General features: G+C 71.0%; 11 protein-coding genes. 6 read left to right on the top strand and 5 right to left on the bottom strand.

The features are described from left to right. Positions 1–115 precede the first annotated feature (115 nt). The 3 genes from GF068_RS37825 (at position 116) to GF068_RS37815 (ending at position 8,954) form a co-directional block, all read left to right on the top strand. A complete protein-coding gene (locus tag GF068_RS37825) occupies positions 116–4,201 on the top strand; it encodes a VIT domain-containing protein (RefSeq protein ID WP_153824417.1) in 4,086 nt (1,361 codons plus the stop codon). 15 nt (positions 4,202–4,216) lie between these two features. Next, positions 4,217–5,512, top strand: coding sequence for a hypothetical protein (locus GF068_RS37820; RefSeq protein WP_153824416.1), 1,296 nt, complete (start codon positions 4,217–4,219; stop codon positions 5,510–5,512). Positions 5,513–5,579: 67 nt separating this feature from the next. Beyond that, positions 5,580–8,954, top strand: a complete 3,375-nt coding sequence (locus GF068_RS37815; protein WP_153824415.1) for a hypothetical protein — start codon at positions 5,580–5,582, stop codon at positions 8,952–8,954. 57 nt (positions 8,955–9,011) lie between these two features. Here GF068_RS37815 and GF068_RS37810 read toward each other — a convergent pair whose 3' ends face one another. From GF068_RS37810 to GF068_RS37800, 3 genes are all read right to left on the bottom strand, one after another. After that, positions 9,012–10,868: a Kelch repeat-containing protein gene (locus tag GF068_RS37810; protein WP_153824414.1), complete on the bottom strand. Its 1,857-nt coding sequence runs from the start codon at positions 10,866–10,868 to the stop codon at positions 9,012–9,014. Positions 10,869–10,975: 107 nt separating this feature from the next. Further along, positions 10,976–14,308, bottom strand: a complete 3,333-nt coding sequence (locus GF068_RS37805) for a serine/threonine-protein kinase (RefSeq protein WP_170319912.1) — start codon at positions 14,306–14,308, stop codon at positions 10,976–10,978. Continuing rightward, positions 14,305–14,991, bottom strand: coding sequence for an RNA polymerase sigma factor (locus tag GF068_RS37800; protein WP_153824412.1), 687 nt, complete (start codon positions 14,989–14,991; stop codon positions 14,305–14,307). Before GF068_RS37800 ends, GF068_RS37805 begins: the two co-directional genes overlap by 4 nt. A gap of 151 nt (positions 14,992–15,142) precedes the next feature. Here GF068_RS37800 and GF068_RS37795 point away from each other — a divergent pair, with 151 nt between their 5' ends. The 3 genes from GF068_RS37795 (at position 15,143) to GF068_RS37785 (ending at position 18,083) form a co-directional block, all read left to right on the top strand. After that, on the top strand, positions 15,143–16,000 hold the full coding sequence (locus tag GF068_RS37795; protein WP_170319911.1) for an STAS domain-containing protein: 858 nt from the start codon (positions 15,143–15,145) through the stop codon (positions 15,998–16,000). 115 nt (positions 16,001–16,115) lie between these two features. Then, positions 16,116–16,997 (top strand): STAS domain-containing protein, encoded by an 882-nt coding sequence (locus tag GF068_RS37790; protein ID WP_170319910.1) that lies wholly within the window; start codon positions 16,116–16,118, stop codon positions 16,995–16,997. A 339-nt stretch (positions 16,998–17,336) separates the two neighbouring features. Continuing rightward, positions 17,337–18,083 carry a TrmH family RNA methyltransferase gene (locus GF068_RS37785; protein ID WP_170319909.1) on the top strand — a complete coding sequence of 249 codons (747 nt, stop codon included), beginning with the start codon at positions 17,337–17,339 and terminating at the stop codon, positions 18,081–18,083. A gap of 2 nt (positions 18,084–18,085) precedes the next feature. Here GF068_RS37785 and GF068_RS37780 read toward each other — a convergent pair whose 3' ends face one another. Together GF068_RS37780 and GF068_RS37775 are read right to left on the bottom strand one after the other, a co-directional pair. Continuing rightward, a complete protein-coding gene (locus GF068_RS37780; RefSeq protein ID WP_153824408.1) occupies positions 18,086–18,646 on the bottom strand; it encodes a hypothetical protein in 561 nt (186 codons plus the stop codon). Then, positions 18,643–19,695, bottom strand: a complete 1,053-nt coding sequence (locus GF068_RS37775) for an AAA family ATPase (RefSeq protein WP_153824407.1) — start codon at positions 19,693–19,695, stop codon at positions 18,643–18,645. Before GF068_RS37775 ends, GF068_RS37780 begins: the two co-directional genes overlap by 4 nt. Between the last annotated feature and the right edge of the window lie 64 nt (positions 19,696–19,759).

Below are 19,759 nucleotides of genomic sequence, written 5' to 3'. Positions count from 1 at the left end.
AGTTCTTTCCCCCGGGGCGCGGAAGGCGCGAACATGGTCCGCGCGGTCGGGGGATCACGAGGTGTCAGCTCCGAGCCCCCAGGGCCGTTCGTGCCTTCGTCGGCTCCGGAGAACCATGACCTCGCTGGATCGAATCAGGGCGCTCGCCAAGAATCACCCCCTGCCGCTGCGCGCGGCGATCGGACTGCTCGTGCTCGTCGCGAGCCTCGTCGTGTTCATCACCACCCAGCGCGTCCCGCCGGTGCGCGCAGGTGTGGTCGACGCGCGGCTCGAGCTCGCCGCCGGGGAGGTGCGGCTCGTCGAGACGGGCAAGACGAGTACGGTGATCTCGGGCGCGCCGCTGCCCGCGGGCGCGGAGCTCGCCACGGGCGCCGGGGCGCGGGCGCTCGTCCGGCTCTCGGACGGATCGTCCCTGTTTTTGCGCGGGGATTCGACGGTGCGCCTCCAGCCGGAGGGCGCCGAGATCGTGGCGGGTGAGGTCTGGCTCGACGCGCCGCCCTCGGAGCGCGGGGGCCTCGAGCACAAGGCCGGCGACGCGACGATCGCCGCGGCGGACGCGGGCCTGTCGATCCGGCGCGCGGGCGCCGAGGTCGTGGTCGTGGTGACGCGTGGGCTCGCGGTGCTCACGTCGCCGGGCGGGCGCGTAGAGGTGAGCGCCGGTGAGCAGGCGCTGGCCGCGGGCAAGGACAAGCCCAAGGTGAGCCCGGTCCTCTTCTGGGACGACTGGACCGGCGGCATGGGCGACGGCCGTCCGCTCGCGGGCGCGGGCAGCGGCGCGGGCAAGATTTACGGCGTGAGCCCGAATCTCCCTGGCGAGAAGGCCAAGGTCCTCGAGGTCAGCCGCCAGTCCGTGCGGGCGGTGGTGCGCGAGGGGCTCGCGGAGACCGAGGTCGATCAGACCTTCGGCAACCCGGGCGGCGGCGTGCTCGAGGGCTGGTACTGGTTCAGCGTGCCGGAGCGGGCGATCGTGACGTCGTTCGCGGTCGAGACGGACGGCGTGCTCGTCGAGGGCGAGGTGACCGAGCGCAAGGAGGCGGCGGCGAAGTACACGACGGCCGTCTCGACGGGGCACTCGCCGGCGCTGCTCGAGTGGGTCGACGGGCGCACGTATCGCTCGCGCATCTACCCGATCCCGGCGTCGGGCTCGCGGCGCGTGGTGCTGCGGTACCTCGAGGTCTTGCCTTCGCAGGGCGGGAAGCTCGAGTACCTCTATCCGATGCGCTCGGAGGATCCGCCGCGGATCGGCGAGTTCTCCCTGGTGGTCGATCTCGGCGCGGCGGGCGCGAAGATGCGGATCGCGAGCCTCGCGGACGCGGTGATCGAGGAGGGCGGGCGGCGCGTGACCATGCGCCGGAGCGGGTACCTGCCACGCGCGGATTTCCAGCTCGAGGCGACGCCGATCGAGCAGGAGAAGCGCGCGCCGCTGACCGTCGGGCGGTTCGCGGCGGGCGCGGATCGGGCCGATTACGTGATGGCGCGCTACGTGCCCGACATCGACTGGAGCGGGGTGCCCGAGCCGCCGGGGGACGTGGCGGTCGTGGTCGACACGTCGGCCTCGGGCGACGAGGCGGTGCGGCAGCAGAAGGCGGCCGCGGCGGAGGCGATCCTGCGGGCGCTGTCGCAGAAGGACAGGTTCGTGCTCATCGCGATCGACTCGGCGCCGACGGTGCTCTGGCCGAAGGAGGGGCTCGCCGAGGCGACGGAGAAGGAGATCGCGTCGGCGCTGGCGCGGCTCGCCGAGCACGCGTCGGGCGGGGCGACGGACCTCGGCGCGCTCTTCGACGCGGCGCTCGGGCGGCTGCACGGCGCCGAGCAGCCCGCGGTGGTCTACATCGGTGATGGTCTGCCCACGTCGGGCGAGGTGAACGGCGACCGGCTCTCGGAGCGGTTGCGCCGGAGTTTGTCGACGTCGCGGGCGCGTCTCTTCACGGTGGCCGTCGGGACCCAGAGCAACGTGGGGCTCTTGCGTGAGCTCGCGCGGCAGGGCGGGGGGCAGAGCTTCCGGATCGATCGGATGGAGACGGCGACGAGCGAGGTGCTCAGGCTCGCGAGCGCGATCAAGACGCCGACGATCACGGAGCTCGCCATCGACCTCGGCGCGGGGCTCGACGAGGCGATGCTGACGGCGAGCGGCAAGGTCTCGCGCGGCGAGGAGGTGCTCCTGTTCGCGCGGACGCACCACGCGTTGCCGGCCGAGGCGACGGTGAAGGGGCGCGTGGGCGGCAAGGACTTCGAGAAGAAGTACCCGCTCACGCTCGCGCAGGGGACGAGCACGAGCCTCGTGCCGCGGCTGTGGGCCGCGGAGAAGGTGCGGCGCCTGCTCGGCGAGGCGACGGACCCGGAGGAGCTGCGCGGCAAGATCGTGGAGATCGGCCTCGAATACGGGCTGATGACGCCGTTCACGAGTATCCTCGCGCTGGAGAGCGAGGCCGCGTATACGCGGCAGGGCATCCGGCGGAGGCACTCGCCGCTGCGGGGCGTGCGGCTCACGGCGCTCGAAACACGCACCGAGCGGGCGCTCGTGGATGCGGCGCTGAACCCGGCGTCCGCGAGCGCGCTCGGCTGCTCGAAGCGGGAGGACGCGCCGGCGTCCGTGGAGACCGTGGCGGTCGAGCCTGCGCCGTTGCAGCAGGCGCCCACGCCCACGCAGCTGTCGACCGAAGAGAAGCCGGCCGAGGATCAGGAGCAGAAGCGTGAGGCCATGCCGGTGATGGCGGCGGCGACGGCCACGCCCGCGGAGCTCGCGACCGCGACGGGTTACGTCGCGCCGCCGCCGCAACCCCTGAGGCCCAGGTCTCTCTCGAACGACGAGGATCTGCCCGCGGCGCCCGCGCCCCCGAAGTCCCGCGCGCCCGCGCCCGCCCCCACGCTCCAGGCCGAGGCGACGCGCAAGCCCGAGCCCCCGAGGGCGCCGCCGCTCACGCCGTGCAGCGACGTGGCGCGGCGGCCGCTCGCGGACCGCATCGTGATGTGGTCGAAGCGCCTGCGCGGCGAGCTCGACGGCAAGACGCTGGTCTCGCGTTACCAGGCCGCGCGGGGCGCGTGCGAGATCCCCGACTGGCGCGCCGAGCAAGCGCTGCTCGACCTCCTCCAGCAGAAGGCCCGCACCGAGGACGCCGTGATCACGCTGCTCGCGCACTTCGCGGGCGCGCCGGACACGCGGGCCTACGTGGCGCAGGCGATCCTGCGTCGCACGGTCGATCCGCGGATCGCCGCGTCCGTGCGGCGCACGCTCTTCGGCGAGACGATCGCCTGGGATCAGGTCGACGCGGAGCTCGCGGCGATCGACGGCGTGGACGCGAAGCTCGCCAAGTTACGCGAGCGCATGCTCGTCGCGCCGGGCGATCCCGAGGGGGATCTGCGGGTCGTGCGGCTGCTCGCGGAGGCGGGCAAGAAGGACGACGCGCTCGCGCATGGTCGGAGGTTGCGCGACCGCGGGTTCATGAGCCCCGACCTCGCGCTCGCGCTCGGCGATGTGCTCGCGGCGCAAGGGTTCCCGGACGAGGCGCTGCGCACGTACTCGGAGATCGTCGAGTTCGACGCGCAGAGCCCGGCGTCGCGGCGGCTGCTCGGCGACGTGTTCCTGCGGCACGGCTGGTACGGCGCGGCCTACCGGCAGTACAAGACGCTCACGGACGCGCCGAGCGCGGACGCGCCGAGCTTCTTGCGCCTCGCGCTCGCGGCGGCGGGCAGCGGGCGCGTGGACGAGGCGCTGCGTATCGAGCGGCAGGTGGCCTCGGCCGAAGGCACGCCGGGGCCGCGGGATCCGCGCCTCTGGGCGAGGCTCTGGGCCGCGGCGCACCTCGCGCGGCTGCTCGAGGGTGAGGGCAAACCGGTGGAGCCCGGCCTCGCCGAGGGCCTCTCGCGCAAGCTGAAGGAGCTCTCGCTCTTCAGCGGCCCGAGCGCGCTCGTGATCCTGACGTGGGAGGACCTCGACGCGACGCTCGGGCTCGTGGGCAAGGAGGGCGAGGCCGAGGCGACACTCGCGGAGCTCTCGGACGCGGCGTCGATCGGCGTCTCGGCGGCGGAGCTGCCGCTCGGCGACGAGGGGCGCCTGTTGTTCCTGGCGCGCCTGCGCAAGGCGCGCCCCGGGCGCGAGGTGCCCGTCGTGCTGCACGCGATCGCCTGGGATGGGAAGGCGTTTCGTGTGACGATCCGCAAGGCGAAGCTCGGGGCGAAGGACACGGAGGTCGCGCTCTAGTTCGAGGAGACGCGCATGATCGAGATCACCTTTCTCGGGCAGATCGTGGCGACGCTCGCGGGGGCCGTGGCGTTCGTCTCGTTGCTCCTCGTGCTCGCGGCCGGCGCGTACGTGCTCGCGGCGGCGGCGGAGGGGCTCGAGCGGCTCGCCGCGCCGCCCGGCGTTCGTCCGGAGCTCGTCGCGGGGCGCGCGCGGATCCTGCGCGCGATCGCCGCGGTCCTCGGCCTCGGCGCGGCGGGCCTCGTGATCGCGACGTCGACCGTCGGGGGCACGCTCGGCACGCTCGCGTTTGCCGTCACGCTCGGCGCGCTCGCGCGCGGCGGGACGCTCGCGCTCTCGATGCTCGGCATGCGCACGGCCGCGAAGCTCGAAGGCGCGCGCGCGGGCCGCGTGAAGGCGCTCTCGGCGGCGAAGGTGAAGGAGACGGCGGCGCTCGAGGCGAAGGTGAAGAAGCGGCTCGCGGGGGACGATCTGCGCGCGGAGATCACGACGGCGGACGCGGCGCTCGGGCGGCTGCGCGAGGCGCTCGGGACGCTCGTCGATACACGCGCGGCGCTCGGGCAGAAGCTCGCGATGGTGAAGGGATCCAGCGGCGTCGCGAAGCTCGAGCCGGAGGTGGCGAAGCTCCGGGACGAGCTCACGTTGCGGATCGAGCTCGGCGAGCGGGTGCTCGCGGCGGGCGAGGCCGCGGCGTTCCGGCTCGCGTGCGCGATGCCGATCAAGAAGCTCGTGCGCAGGCGGCCCGCGGAGATCGCGGGGCTCGACCCGAGCGCGCCGGGCGATCCGGAGGCGCGCCTCGCGGCGGCGACGTCGGCGATCGACGGGTATCTCGTGGCGATCGCGGAGGCGCGGGCCGAGCTCGAGGAGGTCGCGACGCGGCGGCCCACGGTCCCGCCGGCCGCGGTCGACGATGACGATGATGACGACGACGACGACGATGTGCGCCCGAAGGATCCGCTCTCGCACGCGCGTGCGGACCTCGACGTGATCGAGTCGGCATACCGGTCATTGCGGGAGCGAGCGGAGCTCTCGCGGCTCGGCCAGCGCGCGCAGCGGGGCCTGGCAGAGGTGGCGAGCGCGGCGGGGGCGATCTCGAAGCAGGCGCGGGCGTTTGGCCTGGACGAGCGCGAGTTCGGGCTCCTGCTCGACGACGTGGCGCGGGCCGAGCGGGTCTCGTCGATCGAGCCGCCGGTGCGCGACGAGGATTTGCGGGCCCTGGTGGAGGCGCTCACCCGCGGGACGAGCGCGCTCGATCAGGATGATCGGGCATCGCTGGGAGGCGTGGTCGCGGCGCTCAGGTCGATCGGATAACGTCGCCTCGTCGAATTTGCGTCTTTCGGGTTCATCTATTTCATCTTTACAATGTAAGGTCAAATAGATGAACAAGCCAAACGTTCCCAGCATCCGATCCCTCACGAAACGCACGGCCCTTCTCCTCGTCGCGGGCGTCGTGGTCGCGTGTACGAAGGCCCCGGATCCGGGCACTTCGGCGGCGCCGCCTGCGCGGGCGACCGGGGCGCGGGTCTCTTCGCCCGTCGACCTCGGCGCGGAGGCGCGTGTTGCGCGGCGGTCGTTCCGCGCGGAAGGGGGCGGGTGGGTCGGCGCCGGGCCGGCGCATCGCGTCTCGGCCACGGTGGAGGGCGTCGAGGTCGCGCCCGTCGTGCCCTCGCGTGCGGCCGGGGCGAAGGCGCGTGCGGGCGCGGCGTTGCGGATCAAGCGGGCCCGCGTCGAGCGCGGCGGTCGTGATCTCCTGGGCGAGGGCGCCACGGGGCGCATGGAGCGGGCAGACCACCTCGCCATCACGGCGGGGGACGTCACCGAGCACATCGAGAACCGCGAGGAGGGCGTGGAGCTCTCCTGGGCGTTCGCGCGTGCGCCCGAGGGCGAGGGGGATCTCTCGGTCGTGCTCGACACCGAGGGCGAGCGGTACGTCGGCGCGACGCCGCGCGGGTTGCATTATGCGGACCCGGCGACCGGGCTCGGCGTGCGGTTCGGGCGGGCGACGTGGATCGACGCGCGTGGCAAGAAGTCCAGCGTCGAGGCGCGCGCCGAGGGCAGCCGGATCGTCCTGCGTGTCCCTTCCCGCGTGCTCGCCGCGTCGGCCTATCCGGCGGTGCTCGATCCGCTCTTGAGCTCCGAGATCGCGATGGACGAGCCCGTCAATGGCCTCGGCACGGGGAACCACGACGATCCGGCCGTGGCCTGGAACGGCACCCAGTACCTCGTGGCCTGGCAGGTGCGCCGGTTCCTCGATCCGGTCATGGAGAATCATATCTATGCCGCGCGTGTCGGCGCCGACGGCAACGTGCTCGACCTCTCGGGTTTCCCTCTGGGGAGCGGGAGTTATCCGCAGCTCGCGAGTGATGGGGCGGGATTTTATCTCCAGGTCGGCACGACCGGCCGGCTGCTCGACGCGAATGGCCAGCCCATCGGCGCGCCGATCTCCGTGGCGCCGAGCGGCGGCGGCAGCTCGGTGGTGTTTGACGGGACGAACTATCTCGTCACCTGGGGCGGCGCGAACGCCACGGGTTATTATGCCCGCGTCACGCCGTCCGGGCAGGTCCTCGATCCCGGCGGCGTCGCGTTCGGGGCGGGGACGGTCCAGCACCTGCGTGTCGCGTCGAGCGGCGCGGGGGCCTTGCTCGCGTGGGACACCCCTGGATTCCCCCGAGCGTATGTCGCGCGGATCGACGCCCAGGGCGCTCTGCTCGATCCGATGGGCATCCCCTTCATGCACGACGCCGTCGGTCAGAATACCCCCACGCCCGTGTGGACGGGGGAGTCGTACCTCGTGGGGTACATCGTGGAAAACAACGACGCTGAGCGGAACGTCGTCGGGGCGCGCTTCGACGCGCAGCAAGGCGTGGCGCTCGACGCGACGCCCATCCAGGTCGCTGGTCCTTTCGGGAACTCGATCTACGAGATCGACGTGACGACCGACGGCACGAACGCCGTCATGACGTGGAGTGATTACCTCGACGACCTGGTGGTCCATCCGCTCTTGCGGGCGCGCGTCACGCCGCAGGGGACCGTGCTCGACCCCGATGGCTTCCAGTATGCGCCGCTCGGCACCGTGGCGCGGGGCGCCTCGAATGGCGCGCACGCGTTCCACGTGTGGAGGAATGGGTACTTCGACAATTTCGCCCCCTCTGCCCTCACCATCGAGGGCAGGCGCTTCGATCCGAATGGCCAGGCGCTCGACGCCGCGCCCATCGTCGTCTCGCGCGGGGCGAGCGAGCAGCGCGTGCCCGCGGCGGCGTTCGACGGGCAAAACTTCGTCGTGGGCTGGCAGGACAGCCGCGATTTCACCGCGAAGAAGGAGACGAACCTGTACGCCGTGCGCGTCGCTCCCTCGGGGATGGTCCTGGATCAGAACGCCATTCAAATGGAGAATGGGGCGTACGACGTGGTCCATCCGATGGCCGCGTTCGACGGGACGAACACGTTGTTCTCGTGGTTCGAGTGCGACATTTATTACGACGGTCAATTCTGCGACCTGCGCGCGAGCCGGCTCAGCCCGCAAGGCGTCGTGCTCGACGCGGATCCGATCGTGATCCCGGACTTCCAGGAGGGCGGGGAGCACGTGGCGCTCTCGGCGGGCGGCGGCGCGACGCTCGTGGTCGGGGGCAACTACGAGAGCCTGATCGCGACGACGATCATCGGCGCCACGCCTTCGGGCTTGTCCACGCCGGTCTCGCCGGACCTCCGCGCGCCGGCGCTCAGCGCGTCGTTCGACGGCGTCCATCACCTCGTCGTGTGGCAAGACGAGGCAAAACAGATCGTCGCCAGGCGCGTCACGCCGCAGGGGAGCGTGGTCGATCCGGCGCCGATCGTCCTCTCGGGTGTCCTCGCCGCGCCGGCCGGGGTGTCCGTGTCCTTTGACGGGACGAACCATGTCGTCGTCTGGGTGGACGGGGAGGGCCTCTTCGGGGCGCGCGTGGATCCTGCGGGGACCGTGCTCGATCCCGTGGCCGTGCAACTCGCGAGCACGCCGGGCTGCGCGTACGTGGGCCTCGCGGGGCGCGGCGCTGTCGCTGACGGGGGCCGCACCGTGATCGGGTATCGCACGTGTGCGCAGGGCCTCACGGACGTGCTGGCCATCGTCGTCGACGGCATGCTTTCGCCGATCACGTCCCTCCCGATCACGAACGACGCTCGGCCCGAGGGCCTGCCCGCGCTCGCGTCCACGAACGCGGGCAAGGTCCTCGTGGCTTACCCGCAATTCGTGACGGAGGCGCCTCTCGGGACGTCGCGGGTCCTCGCGAAGATCGTCGACTTCACGTCCTGCACGATGGACGCGGAATGTAATGGCGGCGTTTGCACCGGCGGGGTCTGCGTGGGTGAAGGAAATGGATCCGGCGGGATGGGCGGCATGGGCGGCGCTGGTGGCTCCGGTGGTTCCGGTGGTTCCGGCGGCGGCGCTGGTGGAATGGGCGGTGCCGGTGGTTCCGGTGGCGCCGGTGGAATGGCGGGCGCCGGTGGAATGGGCGGCGTGGGCGGCGTCGGCGGCGTGGGCGGCGCTGGTGGAATGGGCATGACGGGTTCCGGCGGAATGGTGGCTTCCGGCGGAACGACGGGCACCGGCGGCGCGGGCGGCGTCGCGACCGTGCCGGGAGGTGGCACCGAGTGTGGTTGCCGCGCCGCGGGCAACGGTACGACCTCCGATATGCCGTTCGCCGCGACGGCGATCGGGCTCCTCGCGGCGCTGGCCAGGCGTGCAGGCCATCGACGCAAGGCGCGCTCGTCGAATTGAGCGGTCGTCACCCCGCCTTCCCCCGGGGCGCCTCGAGCGGGCGCCCCGGGGGAGGGATCACCATATCGGACACAGCATCTTGCAGGCGTACCCGCCGCAATCCGCGCTGCTCGAACATGGGAATCCTGTCTCCGGCCCGCTCGAACAGCACATCTCCTGCGGGATGAGGCATGCCTTGAACTCGTCGACGAGTCCATCGCAGTCGTTGTCGAGCTCGTCGCAAACCTCGATGCTCGGCTCCTGAACCTGCGCGCAACTCTGCACGCCGTTCACGCACTGCGTGACCCCCTGGGCGCAGACGCCCTGCTTACCAGGCACGGTGCACGGGTCCCCGCCCTTGCAGCCCGACGTGATGGAGAGCTTGAACGAGCCACACGTGTTCTGCGGCGGCGCCCCATACCCCTCCACGACCGCGAGCACCCGCTGGCCGCTCGCGAGGTTCACCGTGACCTTCGATTGCTTGGTGCCGGGCGCATCGTCATTACACGCGAGCCCCCCGCCGCTGCTCGCGAGCGGCGCGTCCGTGCGCGCGTCGAGCACGTAGAGGATCGTGTCCAGCGTGAACCCCGCGTCGATCGTGCTGAACACGTATTCCCCCGCGGAGGGGGCCTGCCAGAGGTAGGCGCGCTCCTCGTGGCTGTACGAGGTGCACGACGGCGTGAAATCATGGTTCCCGCCGCAGGTATTCCCTGTCACCGCGACCGTCGCGCTGGAGCCGAGGTTCGCGTCCACCGAGAGCCGGGAGATCTCCACGCTGGTGAGCGCGGTCGTCCCCGCGCCCAGGCCGCCGATGAAGAGCACGCGGTCCCCCTGGAGGTTCAGGGCGATATGGTTGCTGCGGGCGTTTTGCAGCAGATCCGTCGTCTGCCACGTGTTCGTCGCGGGATTGAAGAGGTGGGCGCTGCTCAGCGGCGATCCGCTCGCGTTCCGGCCGCCCGCGAGCAGCACCCGGCCGTCCGGCAGCAGGCTGGCCGAATGTGCATACCGTTGCGCGGCCGAGCCGACGATGCTCGTGAACGCCCCCGTCGCCGGATCGAAGATCCGGGACCCGATGGCATTGCCATCAAAATCGAGCCCGCCCGCGATGAGGACCTTTCCATTGGCGAGCCGGGTCGCCGTGTGCGAGTGTCGCTCGCCGCTCGACCCGCTCACGAGGCTCCAGGTCCCCGTCGCCGGATTATAGATCTCCGAGGTGTAGCTGACGTCGAAGCCACTCGTGGTGGCCCTCCTCCCGCCCGTCACGAGGACCCTGCCGTCGTCGAGCAGCACGGCCGTGTGCAGGCGGCGGGCCTCCGCCATGCTCCCCGTATTCGCCCAGGTGTTCGTCGCCGGCGTGTAGAGCGCCGCGGTTTTGTGGTTCGTCGCCCCGCTCCCGCCGCCGACGACGAGGACCTTGCCATTCGCGAGCAGCGTCGCGGTGTGCTCCTCGCGCGCCACGGACATGCCCGCGCCGGTGGTCCATGCATTCGTGCTCGGGTTGTAGAGGTACGACGTGCTGGCCGTGTTGCTCCCGGTGCTCCCGCCTGCGACGAGGACCCGGCCGCCTCCGAGCAGCGTCGCGGTGTGCCGGGTGCGGGCCGCGGGCAGGTTCGCCGCGGACGACCACGCATCCGTCGCCGGATTGTAGATCTGCGCCGACGAGAGCGCCGCCGAGCTGCTGTTCCGCCCGCCGGCGACGAGCACCCGGCCATCGGGGAGCACGGTCCCGGTCGCGGCGTATCGCGCCGTGCTCATGGCCTTGGCGCTGTAGGTGATCGCCTCGATGGACGTGGCGGTCTCCCCCTCCGCGAGCTCGTTCCACCCGGCGTCACCACACCCGGAGGCGAGGCACGCCGTCATCAGCGAAGCAAACAGGACGCCCGTGGAGACACGCGTCCGACCGAGCCGCGCGTACGCGGCGAATGAAGCACCCATGCGACAACCTCTCGATGGTCCATGCCGTGCGTCGCGCACGTCATGTCCCGGTAGTCGCCGATCCCCCCGCCCGGGATTTGAAAATCAGCACGCGGGTTCGTCCTGCATCACCGCTCACACCCCGACGCCCGCGCCGCCGCCGCCGTCGCGTCCTCCCCGAGCAGCTTCATGCGTTGCCGCGCCGACAAACACGCCCGCGTCGCCTCCCGCAGGCGTTTTTGCAGGCGCTCCACCGGCTCCTCCGTCACGTCCCAGCTCCGGACCGTCCCATCCATCGACGCCGTGATCACCCGCCGCCCCTCCCGGGCGAATGCCGCATATCGCAAGGGGCCCCAGTGACCTCGCAACACGCGCGGCGTCGTGGGCTCGTCCAGGTTCCATAGCCGCGCCGTCCCGTCGTACGATGACGTCACCACGCGCCGCCCCGCCCCGTCGAATTCAGCCCATACCACCCAGCCCTCGTGCCCCTTCAGGACAACCGGCGCCTCTTCCCCCTCGATCGGCCATATCCGCGCCGTCCCGTCCGCCGAGCTCGTCACGAGCCTTCGCCCATCCGGGCTGAAGCGCGCGTGATACACCGCGCCTTCATGCCCCACGAGGTCCCGCGGCGCCGTATCGAATGCCGGGTCCCATACACGCACCTTCCGATCCCGGCCCACGCTCACCAGCCTTCGCCCATCCGGGCTGAACGCGAGCGCCTGCGCCACGTCGCCGTGCGCCGGGATCACCCGGGGCGCGCGCGAGACCTCCGCTCCGCCATTCTCCCACAGGACGAGGTGACCACTCGCCAGCGCCGCCACCCCGAGCCGCCCGTCCGGGCTCAGCGTGATGTGATTGACCTGCGTCGGGATCCCCTGCTGGCGCGCCTGGCAATGAACGATCTCCGGCGCGCCGCCCTCGACACGAAAACGCCGGATGCAGCCGCGCTTCGACCCGGTGAACAACGCGCGGCCGTCGGGCGCGAACGAGAGCGCATACGCCCACTCCTCGTGCCCGTCGAGCACCACCGCCGCGCCGCTCCCGTCCGTGTTCCAGAGACGCGCCTTGCCGTCGTTCGAGCTCGTCGCCACCCGCCTGCCATCCGGGCTGAACGTCGCGAGAAACACGCGCGTCGCCGGAGCGCTCGGTAAAACCGCCGCCTCGCGCGGCGCGCCCGCCTCCCCGATGTGCCAGATGCGCGCCGTCCCGTCCTGGGACGCCGTCGCCAGCCGGTCGCCATGCACCTCGGCCGCCCAGATGGGCGCGGCATGCCCGAATGCGTGCGCCGTCGTGGCCGAAGCGAGCCGCCAGGCCCGCGCCGTGTTGTGAATCGAGCCGCTGAACGCCCACGTCCCGTCGGGGCTCAGCGTGACGTGGCCCCCGTCCTCGGCGTGACCCCGGAGCACCACGACCTCCCGCGTCGCGAGGTTCCAGGCCCGCGCCACACCCGTCTTGTCCATCGACCCCGACAGCAACACCCGGCCCTCCGCATCCATCAGCGCTCGCGTCGCCTCGTGCGCGGGCAGCACCGTGGGCGTCTCCCGCGATTGTGGGGTTTTCACGTCCCATACACGCGTCGTCCCGTCCTCCGCCCACGCCGCGAGCCGCTCTCCCGCGTCGCTGAAGCGGACGTGCCGGATCTTGCTCGTGTGCCCCCGGATCGTGATCGGCGCGCGAGACCCCGCGAAGAAGAGGCGAAGGCTCCCATCCTCGAAGCCGACGGCCGCGTCTCCCGAATTCGAGAGGGACGCGGCGGAGAACCCCTCGCGCCCGACCTCCAGCCGACGCGGAGGCGCGCTCCCTCGGAGAGGCCAGACGTCGATCGATTGTCCCGGCCAGAACACGCCGACCACACCCGCCTCGGGCAGGATCGCCGTCGACGCGATCGTGCTCGTTTTGCCCACCGTCCGCAGCACAGCCGGCGCCGCGGGGCGCGTCTCGTCCCAATGCAGCACCGAGCCGTCGGTCGCGACCGCGAAGAGCTCGCGCCCCTGCCCGACCGACACCGCGGCGAGCTTCGGGCTCGCGCCGCGCCACGACGGCGCCTCCGTCGTTCGTCCGAGGGGCCACGCCTCCAGTCCTTGCCGCGTCTGCACGAGCAGCTCGTCGCCCCGCGGATGGACCATTCCCCACACCCCGCCGCTTCGCCGCAAGAGCTCCCGCCCGCTGTCCGGGGAGCGCGCGAGGAGGGCCCCGTTCAGGTCGTGCAGCAAGACCACGTCCTTGCCCGGCGTCGTCGTCGAGAGCCGCGTGTCGTTCCAGATGAATCGAGCGAGCGGCTGGGAAAGCACGTCCGCCGCCAGCGCCGACCATTCCCGATGCCGCTCCGGCGCCTCCACCTCCAGAAGGAGCAGCGCCGCCACCGTCGGATCCCTCGGCGCCACGCGCCGCGCCGCCGAGAGGAGGGCCGCGTCGCGCGGCGCATCGGCGTACGTGAAGGGCGGCGCCTCCTGCGGGACGGGGACGTTCGTCCTGCCAACCATCATCGCGACCCCGAGCCCCAGGGCGGCTGCGAGCGCGCCGCCCGCGAGCGACGCCCCGCGGGGAAAGGCCGGCCGCCCGGCCGCTTCGAGCGCGTCGAGCAGCGCGTCCATCGACGGATAGCGGGCCTCGGGATCGGCCGAGAGCCCTCGACGGACCACCTCGATCACCCGGCGAGGCGGGGTTCGGCCCTCCGCGGGCGGCGTGACGTCCCCTTCGTGGATGCGCCGCCGCCGCTCCGCCCGCGCCTCGCCGGCGAAGGGCGAGGCCCCGCAGAGCGCCTCGTAAAGGGCCACGCAAAAGCTGAATTGATCGGCGCGCGCGTCGACACGCGCGCCCTCCAGTTGCTCCGGCGCCATGTACGCCGGTGTGCCGAGGACCGCGCCCGTCGCCGTCGAGAACATGTCCGCGATCGCCGGGCTCTCTCCTTCATTCGACGAGCTCTCCCCCGTGAGCCGCACCAGACCGAAATCGGCGACCCGCGGCCGTTCGTCCTCGCCCACGAGCACGTTTCCCGGCTTGAAATCGCGATGGATCAAGCCACATGTGTGCGCGGCCGCGAGCCCCCGGCCCGCGGCCAGGAACATCCCCAGCGCCTCGCGTGCGCCTCGCGGCCGCGCGTCGAGCCATTCCTGGAGCGTCCCTCCGCGCACGAGCTCCATCGCCACGAAGAGCCCGCCCTCCCAGAGCCCCGCCTCGTACACCGTGATCACGTGGGGATGGGAGAGCCGCGCCAGGGCTCGCGCCTCGCGGAGCAATCGGTCCGTGCGCGCGTTCGCCTCGTCCTCGCGCCGCACGAGCTTGATCGCCACCAGCCGATCGAGCTGCGCGTCGTGCGCCTCGTACACCGCCCCCATGGCGCCGGCGCCGATTCTCCTCCGCAACATGAACCGACCGATCCGCGGAGCGTCGTGCGGCTCGCCGAAGAGCTTCGCTTCGAGCACGGCCTTGCGAAGGCGCTCCTCGGCGTGCTCGTTCATGAGGCGCGCTGGAGGGGCTGCTCGGCCTCCGTCGTCGAGGGGCGCTCGCCTCGGGTCTTTTCGAGGCGCGGACGCACCCGCGCGGCCCATTGTTCGAGATCGTCGAGCGTGCTCTGGAGGGACTCCCCGGACGCATCGATCCTGGAGATGGCGATTTCGAGCGCGTGGCGGCCTTCGCGGAGCCGGGTCTTGGCCGTGCCGAGCGGTATGCCGAGGGCGACGCCGATCTCGGCCGCGGTGAGCTGCTCCCAGTAATGCAGCTCCAGCGCGACCTGATGACAGAGCGGGATCCGGCGGAGGGCTTCGAGCAGGATTCGTTGCTCCTGCCGCTCGACCATCGGCCTCTCCGGCGATTGCCCCAGATCGTGGACGGACATGCTGTCGACGTCGAGCGCCGGATCCTCGCGCCGGCCTTTGCGGGCGCGCGTCCGCAGGTGATCCCCCAGGACGTGGTGGGCGATTCCGAAGAGATACGTCTTGAAGCTCGCCTCTCCGCGAAAGCGACGAAGGTTCTCCAGACAACCCAAGAACACCCGCTGGACGAGCTCGTCGCGGGCTCCGTCGTCGACCTTGTTGTGGAAGAACCGGGCGATGGCGGCGTAGTGACGCTGGAAGAGCATCGCGCCGGATGGGCGGTCGCCGTCCCGCCATCGCGCGAGCAGATCGGAGTCGGTGGGCAGCATGAGCGATGAAGAGGCCGAAAGCGCCGAATTTGTCCAGAAACCTGCCAAATCCATCGTTCGCGGCCCTCACGACGGGGCGCGCGGGTACAGTCCCACTGTCCTTATCATGTGGGTATGGACAGCGCGCGCTCGCTGGGGGATGTACGAAACGATGGGCGCTCAGTTCGACCAGGGCGGAGAGGTGGCGGAGCTTCGTGCACGGCTCGAGGCCGTCGAGAAGGAGCTCGCGTCGGCGCGTGAAGCCGAAGCGGAGCTCCGGGCCATGTTCACGGCCATGACGGACATCGTGATCGTCATGAGCGGGGAGGGGCGGTACCTGAAGATCGCGCCCACCGTGCCGGATCTCCTCTACAAGCCGAGCGACAACCTGCTCGGCAAGACGCTGCACGAGGTCATGCCGAAGCCGATGGCGGACTTCCTCCTGTCCAACGTCCGCGCGGCGCTCGCGCGGAAGGGGCTCGTCACGGTGGAGTACACCCTGCCGGCGGGTGATCGGGAGGCCTTCTTCAGCACCAACATCACGCCGATGTCGGACGACGTGGTGGTCGTCGTCGCGCGCGACATCAGCGATCGGAAGCGGGGCGAGCAAGCGTCCGTCGAGGCCGCGCGGAGGCAGGCGGTGATCGAGGCGCAAGCGGCGGCCCTCGCCGAGCTGTCGACGCCGCTCATCCCCATCACCGACGAGATCATGGTGATGCCGCTGATCGGCATGCTCGACTCGCAGCGGATGCAACAGGTGATGGACGTGTTGCTCCGAGGCGTCACCGAAAAGAGCACGCGGACGGTGATCCTCGACATCACGGGCATCGCGGTGGTGGATACGCAGGTGGCGGATGCGCTCGTCCGGGCCGCCCGCGCGGTGCAGCTCGTCGGGGCGCGGGTCGTGTTCACGGGCATCCGCCGTGACGTGGCGCAGGCGCTGGTGGGGCTCCAGGCCGACATGGGCGGCGTGGTCACGCGGGCGACGGTGCAGAGCGGGATCGCCTTCGCGATGAGCGCATCGCGTTGATTTCGGGAGTCCTGCGAGGCCGCTCGGCAATCGCACGCACGCCATATCATTGACATGCCTGCGCCTTGTTTTCTCGGGCTTTACAAGCTGTGCGGCGTGCGGGAAGGACATGATCATGACGTCCTCGACGGAGCGCTGCGTGCACGACGAGAAGGATTGTTCGGCGGAGCTCGAGGCTCTGCGCGCCCACGTCGCGGCGCTCCAGGCCGAGCTCGTGACGGCGCGCGCCGCCGCGTCGGAGCTCCGGGCGATGTTCCTGGCCATGACGGACGTGGTGATCGTCATGAACGGGGAGGGGCGGTACCTGAAGATCGCGCCCACGTGCCCCGATCTTCTCTACAGGCCGAGCGAGGACCTCGTCGGCAAGCGCCTCGACGAGGTCATGCCGCCGGAGATGGCCACGTTTTTCCTGGAGCACATCCGCGCGTCGCTCTCGGCGAAGGCGCTCATGACGGTGGAGTACTCGTTGCCCATCGGCGACAAGGAGATCTTCTTCAGCGGCAACATCTCGCCGCTGTCCGACGACGCCGTGATCTTCGTCGCGCGTGACATCACCCTTCGCAAGCAGGCGGAGCAGGCGCTCGTCGACGCCGCGCGGAGGCAGGCGGTGATCGAGGCGCAGGCGGCGGCGCTGGCGGAGCTCTCGACGCCGCTGATCCCGGTGACGGACGAGATCGTGGTGATGCCGCTCATCGGCGTGCTCGACTCGCAGCGGATGCAGCAGGTGATGGACGTGCTCCTCCGGGGGGTGACGGAGCGGCGCGCGCGGACGGTGATCCTCGACATCACGGGCGTGGCGGTGGTGGACTCGCAGGTGGCGGACGCGCTCGTCCGCGCGGCGCGTGCGGTGCAGCTTTTGGGCGCGAAGGTGGTCTTCACGGGCATCCGCCGCGACGTGGCGCAGGCGCTCGTCGCGCTGCAGGCCGATCTCGGCGGCGTGGTGACGCGCGCGACGGTGCAGAGCGGGATCGCGCATGCGATGAACGGGGGGCGGTGAGGCTGGTCGGCGAGGCTCGGGGCTGACCCGGGTGAGGTCGAAGGCTGGTCGACAGGGCTCGGAGATGGCTCGGGCCAGCTCGAAGGCTGGTCGGCGAGGCTCATGAGCTGACCCGGGTCATCTCGAAGGCTGGTCGGCGAGGCTCGGAGATGACTCGGGTGAGGTCGAAGGCTGGTCGGCGGGGCTCGGAGATGGCTCGGGCCATCTCGAAGGCTGGTCGGCGGGGCTTGGGGGATGGCTCGGGCCATGTCGAAGGCCTGTCGACAGGGCTCGGGGATGGCTCGGGCCATCTCGAAGGCCTGTCGACCGCCGCTCCCCCCGTGCTATCCCCGCCCCGCGATGCGCCGCAGGACCCCTCACGCCATCCAGGTCGAGCTCGCGCAGAAGCGCCTCCTCGCTCGGCTCGCCGGCCTCGACCATGCCGCGATCGTCCGCGTGCTCGGTCCTTTCCTCACGCCCGAGCGCAAGGCTCGCTTCGACGCGGTCTTCTCCTCCCGCCTCGGCTCCGTCACCGTGCTCATGGACGCGCCCTACGACCCGCACAACGGCGCGGCCGTCCTGCGCTCCTGTGACGCGTTCGGCGTCCAGCGCCTGCACGTCGTCGAGCGTGGCGGCATCTCCTTCCTCGCGGCCCGCCAGGTCGCCCGCGGCTCCGAGCAGTGGGTCCACGTCCGCACCTACCCGACCAGCCACGCCGCCCTCGACGTGCTCGCCGCCTCCGGCCACGAGCTCGTCGCGACCCACCCGCAGGGCGAGCTCTTGCCCGAGGACCTGCGCTCGATCCCCAAGCTCTGCCTCGTCCTCGGCAACGAGCGCGACGGCATCCACGAGGAGCTCGTCGCCGCCTGCAAGCGCAGCGTGCGCGTCCCCATGCGTGGCTTCGTCGAGAGCCTGAACGTCAGCGTCACCGCCGCGATCCTCCTCCAGCACGCGACCTCCTCGCGGCCCGGCGATCTGCCCGAGGACGAGCAACGCGCTCTGCAGGCCCGCGCGATGATCCTCACGATCGATCATGCGGCGGAGATCCTCCTCGCGAACGGGATTTCGCTCGGGGAGGATGCGCTCGCGGTCGAGGAGGCGGGGTAGTGTCAGCCGGGGCCGCCGCCGACGCCCGGTAGGTTTTCGGCGTCCACGTCTGCAAGAACCGCGGGTTCGAGTCGGCTCGCCACGTGGACGCGGGGCGTGAGCCAAGCGAGGCGCTGGCGGAGCTCCTTGGCCCGCGTGTTTTGCCACATGAGCCTCTTGCCGAGGGGTTCTGGCGCGCGAAGGTCCGGGTCCTCGATCCAGGCGATCACGTGGACGCGCCGCTTGGCGTTCAGGAGCAGTTGGGCGCAGGTCTCGACCCACGACTCTCGACCCTGCCTGTTTGCTCCGACCAGGCCGGCGACGGTGTCGCGGACCTTGCAGCCGATGGCCAGGGGGAGCTCTTTCGGCTGGCGCTTCTTCGTCTCGATGGCGTGGCCTCGGAAGTCCTTCACCTCGATCAGGTAGAGGTCGCCGCCCCGCACGCCGACGATGTCCACGGCCTTCGTGCCGTCGAGCCCATGGATGCCCTTGCGGTACGGAGGGCTGTCGTCCCACTTCTCGACCACCGTCCAGCTCTCGCCGAACGAGAAGCGGATGCGCTCGACGTCGATGGTCCTCTTCACTGCGCCGCTTTCTCGTCTGCGAAGAGGGCCTCCTGCTCCCGTGCGTGCAGCGACGCGAGCGCATCGAGGATGGCGTTGTTCTGGAGCTCGGCGAGCTTCTCTCCACGCTCCGCGACGACCGAGGGGCCTTCACCAGCGCGTCGGAGCGCGTGGAACGCGGCTTCGCCTGCCCCGAGCGCTCCGGTGTCGACCTTCAGGGAGAGCTCGGAGGTGAGCGCATAATCGTGCGTCGCGAGGAAGACCTGCGCGCCCGCGTGGGCGAGGCCCGCGGCCGTGTCGCTGGTCAGGCGGGCGCGCTTCGGGTTGAGGTTCGCCTCGGGCTCGTCCCAGAGCAGGTAGGCATTCTCCGAGAGCGAGCCGTTCATGAGGAGCCAGGCGATCATCGCGAGCTTGCGATCCCCCTCGGCGACCATGGGCATCTCCATGGGGAGCCCGTAGTCCAGGTAGAATCGTCCTTCCTGCATCACGACCTTGCCTCCGAGCTCGTCCTCGATCGGGTCGAGCAGCGCTTTCGGCCCTCCCTTGCGGAGCGGCTTGAGGCCAAGCGCGACGCAGAGATCGAAGTACGTCCGATCGAACGCCGACTCGCGGTTGAGCCAAGCCTCGACGAACCCCGGGAAGATCGAGAGCACCTCGCGTGGCGGGATGAAGAGGGGCCGGCCCACCTCGGCGATCGAACCCTCGGCGGTCGCCGTCACCGTGGATCTCGGACCGGCGTCCAGCGTGACCTCCAGCCGGGCGCGCTCCCATTCGAGCGTGAGGGTCGAGTGGCCGGGGACCGTCTGGAGGAAGCTACTCAAGGCGTCCGGCTGGAAGACGCCCATCAGCATGCCCTGGACCAGGTGGGGAAGCGTCGGTTCGAGCCCGTCTTCCAGGCTTCCACGCGCGGCAAAGCGGCGGGTCGCCTCCGTGAGCGCATAGATGAGCTTGAGGACGTGGGACTTGCCGGTCCCGTTCTCGCCGATGAAGACGTTGACCCCAGGGGCGAACTCGAAGGTCACGTCCGAGAACACCGTGAAATTTCGCAGTCCGAGCCGGGTCACCTTCATCTTGCGCGCCGAGTCTAGTGAACTCGGAGGGCCCTCGCGAGAGCCGCGCAACGGAAAGAGCGCC

Source organism: Polyangium spumosum, from assembly GCF_009649845.1.
GTDB classification, from domain to species: domain Bacteria; phylum Myxococcota_A; class Polyangia; order Polyangiales; family Polyangiaceae; genus Polyangium; species Polyangium spumosum.
The sequence above is the reverse complement of the archived record's forward strand: the minus strand, read 5'-3'. Positions and strand labels throughout refer to the sequence as shown.